Annotated in this window: 12 protein-coding genes; 5 read left to right on the top strand and 7 right to left on the bottom strand. The window is 61.0% G+C overall.

The genetic code is table 11. The features are described 5' to 3' along the window. The first annotated feature begins 9 nt into the window (after positions 1-9). Both AC0IXA_RS20860 and AC0IXA_RS20855 read left to right on the top strand, forming a co-directional pair. Complete coding sequence (locus AC0IXA_RS20860) at positions 10-1743, top strand: PTS fructose-like transporter subunit IIB (protein ID WP_471814423.1); 1734 nt, start codon at positions 10-12, stop codon at positions 1741-1743. Positions 1744-1918: 175 nt separating this feature from the next. Beyond that, the gene (locus tag AC0IXA_RS20855; RefSeq protein ID WP_471814422.1) at positions 1919-3460 is read left to right on the top strand and encodes an alkaline phosphatase D family protein; all 1542 of its coding nucleotides are present in this window, start codon (positions 1919-1921) and stop codon (positions 3458-3460) included. A gap of 118 nt (positions 3461-3578) precedes the next feature. Here AC0IXA_RS20855 and AC0IXA_RS20850 read toward each other — a convergent pair whose 3' ends face one another. Together AC0IXA_RS20850 and AC0IXA_RS20845 are read right to left on the bottom strand one after the other, a co-directional pair. After that, complete coding sequence (locus AC0IXA_RS20850) at positions 3579-6107, bottom strand: PepSY domain-containing protein (protein ID WP_471814466.1); 2529 nt, start codon at positions 6105-6107, stop codon at positions 3579-3581. 214 nt (positions 6108-6321) lie between these two features. Continuing rightward, complete coding sequence (locus tag AC0IXA_RS20845) at positions 6322-8637, bottom strand: TonB-dependent receptor (protein ID WP_122508207.1); 2316 nt, start codon at positions 8635-8637, stop codon at positions 6322-6324. 207 nt (positions 8638-8844) lie between these two features. Here AC0IXA_RS20845 and AC0IXA_RS20840 point away from each other — a divergent pair, with 207 nt between their 5' ends. Both AC0IXA_RS20840 and AC0IXA_RS20835 read left to right on the top strand, forming a co-directional pair. After that, complete coding sequence (locus AC0IXA_RS20840) at positions 8845-9525, top strand: Fe2+-dependent dioxygenase (protein ID WP_024011586.1); 681 nt, start codon at positions 8845-8847, stop codon at positions 9523-9525. Continuing rightward, positions 9522-10271: a tetratricopeptide repeat protein gene (locus tag AC0IXA_RS20835; protein WP_471814421.1), complete on the top strand. Its 750-nt coding sequence runs from the start codon at positions 9522-9524 to the stop codon at positions 10269-10271. The genes AC0IXA_RS20840 and AC0IXA_RS20835 overlap by 4 nt, the downstream gene beginning before the upstream one ends. Positions 10272-10415: 144 nt before the next feature. On the opposite strand, the gene AC0IXA_RS20830 is transcribed toward AC0IXA_RS20835, so the two are convergent. From AC0IXA_RS20830 to AC0IXA_RS20810, 5 genes are all read right to left on the bottom strand, one after another. Then, entirely contained in the window at positions 10416-11579 is a 1164-nt protein-coding gene (locus AC0IXA_RS20830) for a type III PLP-dependent enzyme (RefSeq protein WP_016771733.1), read from the bottom strand. Positions 11580-12231: 652 nt separating this feature from the next. Then, positions 12232-13389, bottom strand: a complete 1158-nt coding sequence (locus AC0IXA_RS20825) for an osmoprotectant ABC transporter ATP-binding protein OsmV (protein ID WP_016771732.1) — start codon at positions 13387-13389, stop codon at positions 12232-12234. Then, a complete protein-coding gene (locus tag AC0IXA_RS20820) occupies positions 13386-14039 on the bottom strand; it encodes an ABC transporter permease (RefSeq protein ID WP_341639073.1) in 654 nt (217 codons plus the stop codon). Before AC0IXA_RS20820 ends, AC0IXA_RS20825 begins: the two co-directional genes overlap by 4 nt. Before the next feature lie 13 nt (positions 14040-14052). Further along, complete coding sequence (locus AC0IXA_RS20815) at positions 14053-14946, bottom strand: glycine betaine ABC transporter substrate-binding protein (RefSeq protein ID WP_341639074.1); 894 nt, start codon at positions 14944-14946, stop codon at positions 14053-14055. A 20-nt stretch (positions 14947-14966) separates the two neighbouring features. Then, positions 14967-15656 carry an ABC transporter permease gene (locus AC0IXA_RS20810; RefSeq protein WP_471814465.1) on the bottom strand — a complete coding sequence of 230 codons (690 nt, stop codon included), beginning with the start codon at positions 15654-15656 and terminating at the stop codon, positions 14967-14969. A gap of 357 nt (positions 15657-16013) precedes the next feature. On the opposite strand from AC0IXA_RS20810, the gene AC0IXA_RS20805 reads away from it, so the two are divergent. Then, entirely contained in the window at positions 16014-17597 is a 1584-nt protein-coding gene (locus AC0IXA_RS20805) for a peptide chain release factor 3 (protein WP_016771727.1), read from the top strand. Positions 17598-17943: the final 346 nt, after the last annotated feature.

The following is a 17943-nucleotide window of genomic DNA, read 5'->3' as shown; positions in this document are numbered from 1 at the left end:
GGGTTTGTCATGAAGTTAGCCATTGTTACGGCTTGCCCGAACGGCATGGTCACCAGTGTGCTGTGCGCGCGTCTGCTCGATGCAGCGGCGCAGCGTCAGGGCTGGAGCACCAGCGTTGAAGTGGTCGATCCGGCGCACCCGGAACGCGAATTGTCGGCGGCGACCATCGAAGCCGCCGAGTGGGTGTTGCTGGTCACCACTGGCGCGGTGGACATGAGTCGCTTTGTCGGCAAGCGCGTGTTCCAGATCGCTCCGGCGCAGGCCTTGCAGGATGTCGAAGCGGTGCTGCGTCGCGGTGCTGAAGAAGCCGAAGTCTATGTGGCGAGCGAAGTCGAACCGGCTATTGATGCGCCACGTGCGCCACGCATCGTCGCCATCACGGCCTGCCCGACCGGCGTCGCCCACACCTTCATGGCCGCCGAAGCGTTGCAGCAGACTGCCAAGCGCCTGGGTTATGAATTGCAGGTCGAAACCCAAGGCTCGGTGGGCGCGAAAACCCCGCTCAGCGCAACGGCCATCGCCGACGCAGACGTGGTGCTGCTGGCGGCGGATATCGACGTCGCCACCGAGCGTTTCGCCGGCAAGAAAATCTATCGCTGCGGCACTGGCGTTGCCCTGAAGCAATCCGAAGCGACCCTGAAAAAAGCCCTGGCCGAAGGCGCAGTGGAAAGTGCGGCAAGCGACGGCAAGGCTGCGGCCAAGTCGGAAAAAACCGGCGTCTACAAACACCTGCTCACGGGGGTGTCGTACATGCTGCCGATGGTGGTGGCGGGTGGTTTGCTGATCGCGTTGTCCTTCGTGTTCGGCATCACCGCGTACAAGGAAGAAGGCACGCTGGCGGCGGCACTGATGCAGATCGGCGGCGAAACCGCGTTCAAGCTGATGGTGCCGCTGCTGGCCGGGTACATCGCTTACTCGATTGCCGACCGCCCGGGCCTTGCGCCGGGGATGATCGGCGGCTTGCTGGCGGGCACTCTGGGCGCCGGATTCATCGGCGGCATCATTGCCGGTTTCATCGCCGGTTATGCCGCCAAAGCCATCGCCCGCTATGTGAAATTGCCGCAGAGCCTGGAAGCGCTGAAGCCGATCTTGATCATCCCGTTACTGGCCAGTCTGGCCACCGGCCTGGTGATGATTTACGTGGTCGGCAAACCGGTCGCCGGCATGCTCGCCGCGCTCACCCAGTTCCTCGACAGCATGGGCACCACCAACGCGATTCTGCTCGGCGTGTTGCTCGGCGGCATGATGTGCGTCGACCTCGGCGGGCCGATCAACAAGGCTGCCTATGCGTTTTCGGTGGGGCTGCTGGCCTCGCAGAGTTACGCACCGATGGCCGCGACCATGGCCGCCGGCATGGTGCCGCCGATTGGCCTGGGCATCGCCACCTTCATTGCCCGGCGCAAGTTCGCCCAGACCGAGCGCGAGGCCGGCAAAGCGGCGTTCGTGCTGGGCCTGTGCTTTATCTCGGAAGGGGCGATTCCGTTTGCCGCGAAAGATCCGCTGCGGGTGATCCCGGCGAGCATCGCTGGCGGCGCGCTGACCGGCGCCTTGTCGATGTACTTCGGCTGCAAACTGATGGCGCCGCACGGTGGCTTGTTTGTGCTGGCGATCCCCAATGCGATCAACCATGCGCTGCTGTATCTGCTGGCGATCGTCGCGGGGAGCCTGGTAACGGCGGTGGTATATGCGCTGCTCAAACGGCCTGAGGCTGTCGAACTACCGCTGGAGCCCGCCAAGGCCTGACCGACAGCACCAAATCCCTGTGGGAGCGAGCCTGCTCGCGAAAGCGGAGTGTCAGCTGAAGATGTGGTAACTGGCGGGACGCCTTCGCGAGCAGGCTCGCTCCCACAGGAGTCTGCATTGTCATAGCGGGTTCATACACCCGTGCTTAAGTTTTCCCTTTTGCAGGGAGAACACCATGAGCGATTTCAATCTCGGTCGGCGTCGCGTCATGCAAGCGGTCGGCGCCGGGCTGTTGCTGCCGGGGCTGGCGCCGGCGGTGATTGCCTCGGTCAAGGATCGTCCGCAACTCACCGACGGCGTGCAGTCCGGCGACCTGCTCGGCGACCGCGCGATGATCTGGAGCCGCAGCGATCGGCCGGCGCGCATGGTGGTCGAGTGGGACACCGGCAGCCTGTTCGGCAACCCGCGCAAATTCGTCTCGCCACTGGCCGATGCGCGCAGCGATTTCACCGCCCGCGTCGAACTCACCGGCCTGCCGGCCAACCAGGCAATTTTCTATCGCGTGCACTTCGAAGACGCCCAGAGCGGCGTCGCCAGCGAACCGTGGTTCGGCCATCTGCGCAGCGTGCCAACGACAAAACGCGACATTCGGTTTGTCTGGAGCGGTGACACCGTCGGCCAGGGTTTCGGGATCAACCCGGACATCGGCGGCATGCGCATCTACGAAGCCATGCGCCTGCGCCTGCCGGACTTCTTTATACACAGCGGCGACACCATCTACGCCGACGGCCCGGTGCCCGCGCAACTGACCACCGAAAGCGGGCGCATCTGGCGCAATATCACCACCGAAGCCAAGAGCAAAGTCGCGCAGACCCTCGACGATTATCGCGGCAACTATCGCTACAACCTGATGGACGAAAACATCCGCCGCTTCAACGCCGAAGTGCCGCAGATCTGGCAGTGGGACGATCACGAAGTGGTCAACAACTGGTCACCGGGCAAGCAGCTGGATGAGCGCTATCAGGAGAAAGATATCCACAAGCTGGTCGGCCGCGCGCGGCAGTCGTGGCTGGAATATGCGCCGATGCGTTTACAAGCGGCGGACGGCGGCGGGCGCATTTATCGCAAGCTCAGCTACGGGCCGATGCTCGACGTGTTCGTGCTGGATATGCGCAGCTATCGAGAAGCCAACGACGACAACCTCGGCGTGGCAAAACCGTTTCTCGGGCGTGAACAGCTGGACTGGCTCAAGCGTGAATTGCAGGCGTCGACGGCGCAGTGGAAAGTCATCGCCGCCGACATGCCCATCGGCCTGGGCGTTCCGGACGGCGAGGTCAGCCCGGGCGTTGCGCGTTGGGAAGCCGTGGCCAACGGCGACCCCGGCCCGGCGCAGGGGCGTGAACTGGAAATTGCCGAATTGCTCGGATTTTTACGTGCGCAGCAGGTGCGTAATTTCGTGTTTCTGACGGCGGACGTGCATTACTGCGCCGCGCATCACTACCACCCGGACCGTGCCGCGTTTCAGGATTTCGAACCGTTCTGGGAATTTGTTGCCGGGCCGTTGAACGCCGGCAGTTTCGGGCCGAATCCACTGGACAAGACGTTTGGCCCAGAGGTGGTGTTCGAGAAAGCACCGCCCGCACAGAACACCTCGCCGTTTGCCGGGTTTCAGTTTTTTGGTGAGGTGAATATCGAAGGGCAGAGCGGCGAGATGAGCGTGGTGTTGCGGGATCTGGATGGCATCGCTGTTTTCGAACAGAAACTCCAACCGGTCTGAGCAACGCGTCCCCTGTGGGAGCGAGCCTGCTCGCGAAAGCGGACTTACAGCCAACACCAATGTTGACTGTTAAATCGCCTTCGCGAGCAGGCTCGCACCACAAGGGGATGGTGTTGGGTCAGTAAACATCCCGGCGATAGCGGCCCTGTTCGATCAGGCGTTCGACTTCGGCGCTGCCGAGGATATCGTTGAGGGCCTGGTCCACGCCTGAGGCCATACCTTGAAGGCTGCCGCAGATATAGATGACGGCACCATCTGCCAACCATTTCTTCAATTCATCCGCCGACTCACGCAAGCGATCCTGCACATAAATCTTCTCAGCCTGATCCCGTGAAAACGCCAGATCCAGCCGCGCCAGATCACCATTGACCAGCCATTCCTCCAGCTCGGCGCGGCAGAGGAAATCGTGCTCGCGGTTACGCTCGCCGAACAGCAGCCACTGCCGTTGCTGGCCGTCGGCAATGCGTGCCTTGAGCAAGCTGCGCAGGCCGGCCAGACCAGTGCCGTTGCCCAGCAGGATCATCGGCACCGGCTCGTTCGGCAGATGGAAACCGCTGTTGCGCCGCACGCGCAGGCTGATGCTGCCGCCAACCGGCGCATGCTCGGTGAGCCAGCCGGAGCCGATGCCGAGGCTGCCGTCGTTGTGCTGTTCCTGGCGCACGATCAGTTCCAGCACGCCGTCAGCGGCAATCGAGGCGATCGAGTATTCGCGCATCGCCAGCGGCACCATCGCGTCGACCAGCGACTGCGCATGCAAACCGACCAGATGTGCGCGGTGTTCGGGCAGTTGGCGTGAGGCGAGGGCGACTTCCAGCGGCTCGTCGATGCCGTTGACCTTCACCTGAGTTTCGCCACGAATGCCGAGGCCGTCGAGGAAATGTTCGATGGCCCACGGGCAGTTGCGTGGCAGCACTTCGACCAGGTCACCGGCCAGCCAACTGCGGGTGTCCGGGGCTTTGAGGCCGAGCAGAAAGACCGGCGCGCCGCTGCTGTCGGGGTTCATCAGTTCGCGACGGACCAGCGTCCAGTTGTCGTAGCTCGGTGCTTGCCAGGTTTCGCTCGGCGCCTGTCCGGTTAGCTGGCCGAGTTGGGTTTGCCAGTGCCGCAGCGCGTAGGGATCGGCGCTATCGACTTCCACCGGGGCGAACAGCGTCTTGCCGCCGTGCTCGCCGAGCCATTGATGCAAGCGCTTGGCGAAGCCGCAGAAGTGCGCGTACTGCCGATCGCCGAGGCCGAGCACGGCGTAGTTGAGGCTGTCGAGTGTCGAGGCCTTGGCCAGCACTTTGCGTTCGAAACCACGGGCGCTGTCCGGCGCTTCGCCGTCGCCGAAGGTGCTGACCACGAACAATGCGTTGTTCGACTCACGCAGATCCTGTTCGCTCAGATTGGCCAGCGGCTGCACGTTGACCGGCAGCCCGGCGGCCTGTAATTGTCCGGCGGTCTGCCACGCCAGTTGTTCGGCGAAACCGCTCTGGCTGGCGAAACCGATCAGCCATGCCGAAGCATCGGCGGACGGTTGTGCGAGACCTTGGCGGGCATCCTTGATCTGCTTTTTCTTGCGCCGACGGTCCAGATACAGCAGCCAGCCAGTGATGAAAAACAGCGGCATGCACACCGCCGCAATCGTCACGATGATGCGCCCGACAAGACCGAAATAACTGCCGACGTGCAGGGCATAAATGCTGGTCAGCAGTTGGGCCTTGAAGCTTTTGTCGGCATAGCGGTCGACGCGTTTGACCACTCCGGTGGCCGGATCGAGGGTGATCTGGTTCAGCGCGCGGTCATGGGGCGAGCTGTCGAGCAGGTAGAACACCGTCGCCGGCTGGCCGGCCACCGCCGGCATGCGAATGTTGTACGCGGCCAGACCCGGGCCGGCAGCGCTGTAGATGCTGCTCCACATCGCCGCGTAGTCGGCGGTCGGTGCCGGGCCTTCCGGCGCCGGGCCGCGACCGCCGCGTACGCGTTCGTTTTGCGGCGCGTCGGAAAGCAGTCGGGTCAGGCCTTTGTTGTACCACTCGTACGACCATGACAAACCGGTCAACGCCAGCAGCAGATAAACCAAAAGGCACCAGGTGCCGGCCACCGAGTGCAGATCCCAATTGAACGCGCGGCCCTTCTTTTTCCAGTCCAGGGTCAACCACACGCGCCAGCTGTTCCACTGACGCGGCCAACGCAAATACAGACCAGAAAGGCAGAAGAACAACAGCATCAAGGTGCAGGCGCCGGTGATGTTGCGCCCGGTGTCGCCCATGGCGAGGAAGCGGTGCAGTTGCAGCATCAGGCCGAAGAAGTCCTGGCCGGTGGCATCGCCCTTGAATTCGGCAGTGTACGGATCGAAGTAGCGCATCGCGCCACGCCGTTCGCCCTTGGGCGGAGTGAAGAATACCCGTGCGGCGTGACCGCTGTCGGTCTCGACCCAGAGCATCGCGACTTTCTTGCCGGACGCAGCTTCAATGCGTTCCACCAGTTCCACTGGCGGCAGCACTCCAGCGACCTGCTTTTCCACTTGCAGAACGGACGGATTGAGCGCGCGCAGGATCTCGTCCTGAAACGAATAGGCCGCGCCGGTGATGCCCATCAGCGCCAGCACCAGCCCTGCGGTGATGCCAAAAAACCAGTGCAACTGGAACAGGGTTTTCTTCAACACGTCACTCGCCGTCCGTTCGGAAATTGTCATCACGGCGCGCATTATGCCGTGGGTTATCAAGAAGCGTTTTGCGTAACACACAAAAGCCCCGTTCAACTGAATGAACGGGGCCGATTGTTCTTTGTAGGAGCTGCCGAAGGCTGCGATCTTTTGATTTTTTTGCAGAATCAAAAGCAAGATCAAAAGATCGCAGCGTGCCGCAGCTCCTACAGGGTCAGAAGTGGAAATTGGTGCTCAACAGCGCCGTGCGTCCCGCCGCCTGATTGGCGAAGTGGGTCGAGAAGGCTTTGTCGTAATAGGTTTCGTCGGTCAGGTTCTGCACGTTGAGTTGCAGGTCGACGTTCTTGGTCAGCTTGTAGGCCGCCATCGCGTCGTAACGCACGTACGAATCGACCATCGTCGTGTTGGCAACACTGCCGTAGACGTCGTCGACGTAGAACGCGCCACCACCGATCGTCAGCTTTGGCGTGACCTGATACGTGGTCCACAGGCTGGCGCTGTTTTTCGGTGTGTTCGGCAGATCGTTGCCGTCGTTGGCGCGACCCAGCGGGCCGCCATCAACCTGTTCGCTGTCCATGAAGGCGTAACCGGCGAAGACTTGCCATTTGTCGGTGATCTTGCCGCTGGCCGACAGTTCGAAGCCTTGTACGCGGGTCTTGCCGGCGTTCTCGTAGGAGCTGGTGTCGACCTGCACGCGAGCGTTTTCCTTCTCGGTGCGGAAGATGTCGGCGGTCAGCGACAGGCGATCGTTGAGCAGATCCCACTTGGTGCCGATCTCGTAGTTCTTGGTGGTTTCCGGCTCCATGTCGCTGCTCAGCAGGTTGCCGCTGCGATCCGGGGTGCCGCCCAGCGGGTTGCCTTCCTGACCTTCGCCCAAGGTGTTGCCCGGCGGTGTCGCCGAGGTTGCATACGAGGCGTAGATGCTGCCGTTTTCCGCCGGCTTGTAGACCACGCCGAACTGGCCGGTGACGAATTCGCTGGTGTCATCACCCTTGGAGGTGGTGGTGCCTGCGGCGTTGTAGGTCTTGTAGTCGGTGTCGAAGTGGTCGTAGCGCAGGCCCATGTTCACCAGCCACTGCTCGGACAACTCCAGCGTGTCGAACACGTACAGCGCGTAGGTGTCGGCCTGGGTGTCGGTGCCGGCGTAGTTGCGCGAGATCGCGCCGTTCCACGGATCGTTCGGATTCGGGTTCGACAGCGAGGTGCAGTTGTAACCGCTGGCGGCGCCGATCAGGCCCGGGTTGCAGTTGGTGGTGACGGCGCTGGTGCGCGGGGTGGTGTCGGTGTTGACGTTGTAGGAGGATTTCTCGCTCTGCTCACGGGTGTATTCGACACCGGTGGAGAAGCTGTTCTTGAAACCGGCCACGTAGAAGGTGCCGAACAGGTCGGTCTGGTTGGTGGTGGTTTCGGTGTTGCTCACCCGCGTGTTGGCCCGACGCCAGACGCTGCCGTTGTTGACGTTGCCCTTGCTGTCGTCCGGCTGGGTGAGGATGTAATCCTGCATGCTGCTGCCGTGGCGCAGGGTGTTCTTGATGGTCAGCGCATCGTTCAGGTCGTGCTCGATGGCGAAGGTCGCGGTGTCGGTGCGGCCCTTGCGGAAGTCACGATCCAGACCGTAGAAATTGTCGTGATCGCCACCGGCGTACGGCTTGTCCGGGTTGGACTTGGTGCGTGCGGCCGAACCACCGGTGGGAATGGTGTACGGGATGCCCGAGTCCGGGGTGTCGTTGCTTTCCAGATGGTAGTAGTCGAGGTTGACGCGGGTATCGGTGCCCAGGCCGAAGGCCAGCGACGGCGCGATGCCCCAGCGGTCGTAATCGACCTTGTCGCGACCGGCGACGTTGCTCTCGTGGCTCATCAGGTTGAGACGGCCGGCGGCGCTGTCGCTGAACTGGTAGTTGCCGTCGAGGGTGTAGCGTTGGGTCTGGTCGGAGCCGTAGGTGAAGCCGCCGTCGAACGAGTTGCCCAGATGGGCTTTCTTGCTCACCAGGTTGATGCTGCCGCCGGCGGCGCCACGACCGCCAATCGCCGAGTTCGGGCCTTTGCTGACTTCGATGTTTTCAACAGCGAAGATTTCGCGGCTCTGCGAACCGGTGTCGCGCACGCCGTCCAGGTAAGTGTCACCCTGAGCATCGAAGCCGCGAATGAATGGACGGTCGCCCTGCGGGTTGCCGCCTTCACCGGCACCGAAGGTAATGCCCGGCACGGTACGCAAGGCGTCCTGCATATTCAGCGCGCCGGTGTCCTTGAGCACTTGTTGCGGGATGACGGTGACCGAGCGCGGCGTGTCGACCAGTGGCGCGGTGTACTTGGGCGAGGAGGCTTTTTCGACCTGATAGGAGGTCGAGTCCTGGGCTTCGCCGGTGATGGCGGTGGCATCCAGGGCAATGGCGTTGCCGGAAGTTTTGCTCTCGGTTTTTTCCGCCGCGAAGACCATCTGCCCAGCGGAGCCGGCGGTGATTGCGACACCGATTGCCGAGGCGAGCAGACGTGGTGAACTGACCGGTAATTGTGCGTGTTGACGTGCCATTTTTATTCCCCTCCCCAAGGATTTGAGGCGGCGGAATATAGGGTAAACAGGTATTCGTATCAATTGCGAAACATTGTTATTCGCATTGAATTTACATTCTTTACAATTTGCCCTTACGGTTTCTGCCTGTTCATCCGTCTTGCGGGTTTTACACGGTCAATAAGAATCAATACCATTGCCGCCTTCTTGCCATCAGGTGACATCGCCATGCTGCTGCACATTCCCGGGCTGTTCGCAAAAGACGAAGTGCAGCGCATCCGCCAGGCTCTGGAGCAAGCGGATTGGGCCGACGGCAAGATCACCGCCGGCTTCCAGTCGGCCAAGGCCAAGCACAATCTGCAACTGCCCGAAGGCCACCCGCTGGCGAAGGAAATCGGCGCGGCGATGCTTGAGCGGCTGTGGAAAAATCCGCTGTTCATGTCTGCCGCACTGCCGCACAAAGTCTTCCCGCCGCTAGTGAACTGCTACACGGCCGGCGGCAGTTTCGATTTTCACATCGACAACGCCGTGCGCCAGCCGAAGGGCAGCATCGAGCGAGTGCGCACCGATTTGTCGGCGACGCTGTTTTTCAGCGAGCCTGAAGATTATGACGGCGGCGAACTGGAGATTCAGGACACCTACGGCACCCAGCGCGTGAAGCTGCCGGCCGGCGACATGGTGTTGTATCCGGGCACCAGTTTGCACAAGGTCAATGCGGTCACACGTGGTGCGCGTTATGCGTCATTTTTCTGGACGCAGAGCCTGGTGCGCGAAGACAGCCAGCGCGCGTTGCTGTTCGAGATGGACGGGGCGATTCAGCAACTGACTCAGGACGTCCCCGATCACCCTTCGCTGATCCGCCTCACCGGCACTTATCACAACTTGCTGCGGCGTTGGGTCGAGGTATGAGTTTCCAGCTACGCCGCGAGGAAGTCCTCGATGCGGCCGGGTTGGCGGCAATGCTTGAAGAAAGCCCGGCCCGCGCTGCGCAGGCGATTTTGCTGGCGGCGGGCGAGGGCGAGGTTGAAGCGCAGGCGTTGCTTGGGCAGATCCTGCTGGATGGCCAAGGCATCGCCCAGGATCAGCCATTGGCGCTGCGCTGGTTCGCTATTGCCGCCAATCGCGGGCATCTGATGGCGCGCAACATGCTGGGGCGTTGCCATGAGCATGGTTGGGGATGTGCGGCGGATGCCTCGGTGGCGGCGCAGCATTATCGAGCCGCCGCCGAGGCGGGGCTTGATTGGGCGATGTACAACCTGGCCAACTTGCTGGCGACCGGGCGCGGGGTGACGGTTGATCATCAGCAGGCGCTGGCGTTGTACCGGCGCGCGGCTGAGTTGGGCCATGCGAAATCGATGAATCTGCTGGGGCGTTATCTGGAGGAAGGGCAAGTGTGTCCGGCGGATCCGCTGGCGGCGCGCGAGTGGTATCGGCGTTCTGCCGAGGCAGGGGATTTTCGTGGGCAGTTCAGTTATGCGGCGGTGTTGGCGGCGGAGGGGCGGGTTGATGAAGCGGTCGATTGGCTGGAGAAAGCCTTGGCCGGGGGGAATCTGAATTTCCTGCGGGTGGCGAGTCAGACGCTGGCGAGCGCTACGGATCCCAGAATCCAGGCCATGGCCAATCAATATTCCCAACGCTACGCGCAATCCCTGTAGGAGCTGCCGCAGGCTGCGATCTTTTGCCTTTGATTTTTTTAAAAGCCAGATCAAAAGATCGCAGCCTGCGGCAGCTCCTACATGGGATTTGCGGACACAAAAAAGCCCATGACACGTCATGGGCTTTTCTCTTGCAGCTGCTCCTTAAACGTAAAACGACTTCAGCGGCGGGAAGCCATTGAACTCGACCGCGCTGTAGCTGGTGGTGTACGCACCGGTCGACAACCAGTACAGACGATCACCAATCGCCAGGTTCAGCGGCAACCCGTACTTGTAGTTCTCGTACATGATGTCGGCGCTGTCGCAGGTCGGGCCGGCGATCACGACTTCTTCCATCTCGCCTTTCTTCTCGGTCCAGATCGGGAACTTGATCGCTTCGTCCATGGTTTCGATCAGGCCGGAGAACTTGCCCACATCGGTATACACCCAGCGCTCGACAGCAGTGCGCGACTTGCGCGCAACCAGTACCACTTCGCTGACCAGAATACCGGCGTTGGCGATCAGCGAACGGCCCGGCTCGAGGATGATTTCCGGCAGGTCATCACCAAAATCTTCCTTGAGGAAGCGAATGATCTCTTCGGCGTAGGTTTCCAGGCTGTTGGTGCGGGTGATGTAGTTGGCCGGGAAGCCGCCGCCCATGTTGATCAGCTTGAGGTGGATGCCGTCTTCTTCTTTCAGACGTTCGAAGATCACTTTGACCTTGGCGATCGCCGCGTCCCAGACGCTGATGTCGCGTTGTTGCGAGCCGACGTGGAACGAGATGCCGTACGGCACCAGACCCAGGTCGCGAGCCAGGATCAGCAGGTCCATGGCCATGTCGGTCTGGCAGCCGAACTTGCGCGACAGTGGCCAGTCAGCGGTGGTCGAACCTTCAGTGAGGATGCGCACATAGACTTTCGAACCCGGTGCAGCCTTGGCGATGTTGCGCAGGTCGGCTTCGGAGTCGGTGGAGAACAGACGCACGCCCTTCTCATAGAAGTAGCGGATGTCCTTGGATTTCTTGATGGTGTTGCCGTAGCTGATACGGTCCGGGCTGACGCCGCGATCCATGACCTTGTCCAGCTCGTAGATCGAGGCGATGTCGAAGCTCGAGCCCTTGTCTTTGAGCAGGTCGATAATCTCGACGGCCGGGTTGGCCTTGACCGCGTAGTAGACCTTGGCGAATTCGAAACCGGCGCGCAGGTCATCGTAGGCCTGGGCGATCATCGCGGTGTCGATCACCACGAACGGGGTTTCCTGTTTGTCGGCGAACGCCTTCATTTTGTCGAATGTAGCGCGCGCGAAATAATCTTCGACCTGGATCGACATGCTGGGTGCTCCTATGGGCAAACTCGTAAAAACAATGGGTGCATGAACGCCCTCCGTATCCCCACTTTGGTTCGCCTACTTCCCAAGGCATGTCGCCGAAAGCAAAAAGGCCCAGAGATGTGCAGCTATCCCTTGGCCTTGCTGTCTCGTCGTCAGTACTTGAGCCGGATGGATCGTTTCCAGCATGGACGTTCGGCGCGAACTTTAGGGCGTGAGGGGCGCGAGATCAACTAAAAATGTCGCGTTTTTGCACGCTTCTGACGTGCGTCGCGTTCATCACTCCTTCTACCCGACCGAGATGACGGGCAGATGTTCCCGGCGAATTTTCGAGTGTTAAACATATCTGCACGTTCGGGGCTTTTGTCAGCTAGATCGCGGGTAAGTGTGATAGCGGCAACATCGGCGACGTTGGCGTCGAGAGAGGGTGTTGAGGGGGGATTTGGACCTTGAAAAAGCTGAATTGACGACGCTCTTGCGGGAGAGGCTGTTGAGATTCTTTGTCACCCTGTGAAGATCAACGAAATCACGCAATCCTGTGGGAGCGAGCTTGCTCGCGAAGGCATTTTCACAGCCGCCATCAGCGTCGACTGATATTGCGTTTTCGCGAGCAGGCTCGCTCCCACAGGGATCGGGTTTCAACCACGCAGACGGATTATGCGACCACCGTCTCAGCCGGCGAGACGATACTGGTCTTCATCCCCCGCGAACGTCCCGAGCTGAGGTATGCCGCAATCGACTCCTGCGTCACTTCACCGAGGAATACCCGTTCGGCATCCATCACCGGCAGCCAGGCGCGGTTGAACTCGTACATGCGCGACAACAGGATGCGCAGGTGCTCGTCGTACGCTGCGGTGGCGTTGAACTCACGCAGGAATTGCGCGCAGGTGCCGGTCTGGCGATGCAGGTCGCGACGGCGCACGTAACCCAGCGCCTTGTTCTCTGCGCAAGTAACCACGACATAACGGCGGTCGTGCTCGTCCATCAATTCAAGCGCATCGGCCACTGGCGTTTCCGGGCTGACCGACGGCGCGTTGTCCGCCGCGTCTTCGGCCTTCACCAGCAGCAGGCGCTTGAGCGTGCTGTCCTGACCGACGAAGTTGCTGACGAAATCGTCCGCCGGATGCGCCAGCAGGGTGTCCGGGTGGTCGATTTGCAGCAGTTTGCCGGCGCGGAAAATGGCGATCTTGTCGCCCAGCTTGATCGCTTCGTCGATGTCGTGGCTGACCATGATCACGGTCTTGTTAAGCGCGCGCTGCATCTCGAAGAACTCGTTCTGGATCATCTCGCGGTTGATCGGGTCGACCGCGCCGAAGGGCTCGTCCATCAACAGCAGTGGGGCGTCAGCCGCAAGCGCACGAATCACGCCGATACGCTGTTGCTGACCGCCGGACAATTCACGCGGGTAGCGATGCAGATACTGCTTGGGCTCGAGCTTGATCATGCTCATCAGTTCGCGGGCGCGGTCGTGGCATTTCTGTTTGTCCCAGCCGAGCAGTTTCGGCACCACGACGATGTTCTCTTCGATGGTCATGTTCGGGAACAGACCGATCTGCTGAATCACGTAGCCGATGTTGCGGCGCAGCGTCACTTCGTCGAGATCGGTGGTGTCTTCGCCGTTGATGAGGATCTTGCCCGAGGTCGGTTTGATCAGGCGGTTGATCATTTTCAGCGTGGTGCTTTTGCCGCAACCCGATGGCCCGAGGAACACGCAGATCTCGCCTTCATTGACGGTCAGGCTTACCGAGTCCACGGCTTTGACATCTTTGCCGTTGCTTTGGAAAGTTTTGCTGAGGTTTTGAAGTTCGATCATTTGAGTAATCCTTTTGGAGTCAGCGAGCGTTGCAGCCACTGCAAAACGAGGTCGGCGAAAATCGCCAGAAGACTGACCAGCAGCGCGCCGACGATAAGCATCGACATGTCACTGCGGCTGATGGAGGCGAGGATCAACACACCGAGGCCGCCGGCGCCGATGGTCGCGGCGATGGTCATCACGCCGATGTTCATCACCACGGCGGTGCGCACGCCAGCGAGGATTACCGGCACCGCGATCGGCAGTTCAACCATGCGCAGGCGCTGGCCGAAGGTCATGCCGATGCCGCGCGCGGCTTCGCGGATGCCCGGCTCGACGCCGGTCAGGGCGAGGTAGGTGTTGCGCATGATCGGCAGCAGTGAATAAAGGAACACGGCAGTGATCGCTGGCAGTGGCCCGAGGCCCTGGCCGAACTTGGAGTAGAACGGCAACAGCAGACCGAACAGGGCAATCGACGGCACGGTCAGCAGCACCGTGGCGCTGGCCTGCAACGGCCCGGCAAGGGTCGGAAAGCGGGTCATCAGGATGCCCAGTGGCACGCCAACGACAATCGCCAGGGTCACGGCGATGCCGACCAGAGTGATGTGCTGCCAGGTCAGGTGCATCACCTGCTGCCAGTCGAGATGGGAAAAGGCGTTCAGAAATTCCATGACTTCTCCTCTCTTAATTCAGTGGGTGCTGGCGCAGGAAATCGGCGGCAACGGACGATGGGCTTTCGTGGTCGACGTCGACCCGCGCGTTGAGTTGGCGCATGGTTTCGTCGTCGAACAGTTCGGCCAGCGGCTTGAGTTGTTCGGCCAGTTTCGGGTTGGCGTCCAGCGTGGCCTGACGCACCACGGGAGCGGCGGTGTAGTCGGGGAAGTAATGCTTGTCGTCTTCCAGCAATTTCAGGCCGAAGGCATTGAGACGGCCATCGGTGGTGTAGACCAGGCCGGCAAACACCTGACCGTTGCGTAGCGCGGTGTAGACCAGGCCGGCGTCCATCTGGCGGATGTTCTTGCGGGTCAGGTTCATGTCGTAGAGCTTGACCATGCCATCGAGCCCGTCGGAGCGGTTGGCGAACTCGGTATCCAGCGCCACCAGGTGGTTGGTCTTGGCTTCGGCGCGCAGTACTTCGTTGAGCTGGCTGATATTGCCGATCTGCGGGTATTGCTCGGCGACTTTTTTCGGCAAAGCGAGGGCGTAGGTGTTGCTGAATTTCGACGGCGTCAGCCAGACCAGGCCTTTTTTCGCGTCGAGTTCTTTGACCCGGGCGTAGGATTGCGCGCTGTCGAGTTTCTCGGTGACATGGTTGTAGGCCACCAGCGACACGCCGGTGTATTCCCAGAGCAGGTCCAATTGGCCGCTTTCGTGGGCGCTGCGCGCGAGGTTGCTGCCCAGACCGCCGGTGATCTGCGCGTCGTAGCCTTTGCTGCGCAGGTATTGCGCGGTGATTTCGGCGAGCAGGGTCTGCTCTGTGAAGACCCGAGCGCCGAGGCGGATGAGCGGTTTTTCAGCGGCTTGCGCGATTCCTGCGAACAGCAGGACGCAGCCTAAGATCAAGCTAAGTCGTTTCATAAATATTCCTTCGCAAAGCCTTAAGACGGGCGCAAACCGCGTTCCAGCCAGAGACGGCTGGCGAGGGTGACCACGCCATCGAGCAACAGCGCCAACAGCGCGGTGCACGCGGCGCCGAGCAGCAGTTGCGGCTGATTGTTCAGGGCGATGCCGGGGAAGATCAGGCTGCCGAGGCTGTTGGCGCCGATCAGGAACGCCAGCGGCGCGGTGCCGACGTTGATCGCCAGTGCGACCCGCACGCCACCGACGATGATCGGCACGGCGTTGGGCAATTCGACTTTCCATAGCACTTGGCGCGGCGTCATGCCGATGCCGACAGCGGCTTCTTTCAGCGAGCCCTGCACATTTTTCAGGCCTTCATAGGTGTTGCGCACGATCGGCAACAGCGAGGCGAGGAACAGGGCGAAGATCGCCGGGCCACTGCCGATGCCGAGGATGCCCAGCGCAATCGCGAGCACGGCCAGCGGTGGCACGGTGTTGCCGATGTTGAAGATCTGCATGAAGCGTTCGGCGCGGCCGACCATGCTCGGGCGGCTGAGGAAGATACCGGCGGGGATGCCCACGACAAGGGCGGCCAGCATGGAGGCGAGGACGAGAATCAGATGAGCTTGCAGGTAAAACAACAAATCGTCGCGGTAGTGTTCGATCGTGTTGATGCCGATCCAGTGGATCAGCAGGGCCAGGAGCGCGATCACCACCGCACCTCCCATCAGCCCTTTGCCATAGCGGATAGCCACAGGCGGACTCCTTTTTTGTAGTCGGCGAGCGCAGTCCCGTGTGGCATGCCAAGCCTTGGCTGCCGGGAGCGTCGTTCGCGAAAAGTAGCCGTTTTTCAGAGCCGGCAAAGCGGTCTGAAAGCGAGCCATGAGCGCAGCCTCGTCAGGCTAACTTGCTGATTTTTCAGCCCCTGACGAAAGTTCGTAACAGGGGATGGACGTCTCCGTGCTTTAAAAGGTTCCCATCTGAGGCAGCATTTGGCCACCCTTAATGTGCTCAACGGTTCGGTTATTGCAGCGAGTTGGGCTATAATCGCGGCCCTTTTTTGAATCACCGCCAGGCGATTTCCCATGACCCAACAGGCCGCCGAAGTCGCGAAACGCCGCACTTTCGCCATTATTTCCCACCCCGATGCCGGTAAAACCACGATCACCGAAAAGCTCCTGTTGATGGGCAAGGCGATTGCAGTGGCCGGTACGGTGAAATCCCGTAAATCCGATCGCCATGCGACATCCGACTGGATGGAGATGGAGAAACAGCGGGGTATTTCCATTACCACGTCGGTCATGCAGTTCCCCTATCGCGAACACATGATCAACCTGCTCGACACTCCGGGCCACGAAGACTTCTCCGAAGACACCTACCGCACCCTGACAGCGGTGGACTCGGCCCTGATGGTGCTCGACGGCGGTAAGGGTGTTGAGCCACGGACCATTGCGCTGATGGACGTCTGCCGTCTGCGTGACACACCGATTGTCAGCTTCATCAACAAACTCGACCGTGACATCCGCGACCCGATCGAACTGCTCGACGAGATCGAAGCCGTTCTGAAGATCAAGGCTGCGCCGATCACCTGGCCGATCGGTTGCTACCGCGATTTCAAGGGCGTGTATCACCTGGCCGACGACTACATCATTGTCTACACCGCCGGTCACGGTCACGAGCGCACCGAAACCAAGATCATTGAGAAACTCGACTCCGACGAGGCGCGCGCGCACCTGGGCGATGAGTACGAGCGCTTCATCGAACAGCTGGAGCTGGTGCAGGGCGCCTGCCACGAATTCAACCAGCAGGAATTCCTCGACGGTCAACTGACCCCGGTATTTTTCGGTACCGCGCTGGGCAACTTCGGTGTCGACCACGTGCTCGATGCTGTCGTCGATTGGGCGCCGCGTCCGCTGGCCCGTGTGGCCAACGAGCGTACTGTCGAGCCGGTGGAGGAGAAGTTCTCGGGTTTCATCTTCAAGATCCAGGCGAACATGGACCCGAAACACCGCGACCGCATCGCCTTCATGCGTATCTGCTCGGGCAAGTACGAAAAAGGCATGAAGATGCGCCACGTGCGTACCGGCAAGGACGTGCGCATCGGCGACGCCCTGACGTTCTTCTCCTCCGAGCGTGAGCAACTGGAAGAGGCCTACGCCGGCGACATCATCGGTCTGCACAACCACGGCACGATCCAGATCGGCGACACCTTCAGCGAAGGCGAAGTCCTCGGTTTCACCGGTATTCCGCACTTCGCCCCGGAACTGTTCCGTCGCGTGCGTCTGCGTGATCCGCTGAAATCCAAGCAGTTGCGTCAGGGGCTGCAGCAGTTGGCGGAAGAGGGCGCGACGCAGGTGTTCTTCCCCGAGCGCAGCAACGACATCATTCTCGGCGCCGTTGGTGTGCTGCAGTTCGATGTGGTCGCCAGCCGCTTGAAAGAGGAATACAAGGTCGAGTGCTCGTATGAGCCGATCACCGTGTATTCGGCGCGCTGGATCGAGTGCGACGACAAGAAGAAGCTTGAGGAGTTTTCCAACAAGGCGGTGGAGAACCTCGCGCTCGATGGCGGTGGTCACCTGACTTACCTGGCGCCGACACGGGTGAATCTGGCGTTGATGGAAGAGCGCTGGCCGGATGTGAAATTCCGCGCGACGCGGGAGCATCATTAAGATTTGAGGTGTTTTTCTGAAAGCCCCTGAGGTGTAGGCCTTGGGGGCTTTTTTATGGGCTGCCGGTTTTGGTCTTGGCGGCCTTTGGGCCGACCAGGCTGTTGGGGTTTTGGGTGAATATCCGTTGCTGCGGGTGCTGCGGCTGGCGGTTTCGCCCTTACGGCGAGTCACCTTTTCCAAACGCCGAAAAGGTAACCGAAAAGGCTTGCTCCTGCGTTCGGCCCTCGCAGGCTCGGGTTCCTTCGCTCCGGGACTGATCCGGGCGCAGCGGCTACGGTTTGCTTCGCTGCACCTCCTTCCGCTGTGTTCGACTTCGTCGAACGGTCGCTACGCTCCCCCCCCCGGA

It is taken from the genome of Pseudomonas sp. AC083 (assembly GCF_979253165.1).
This window is presented reverse-complemented; position numbering and strand designations above follow the sequence as displayed.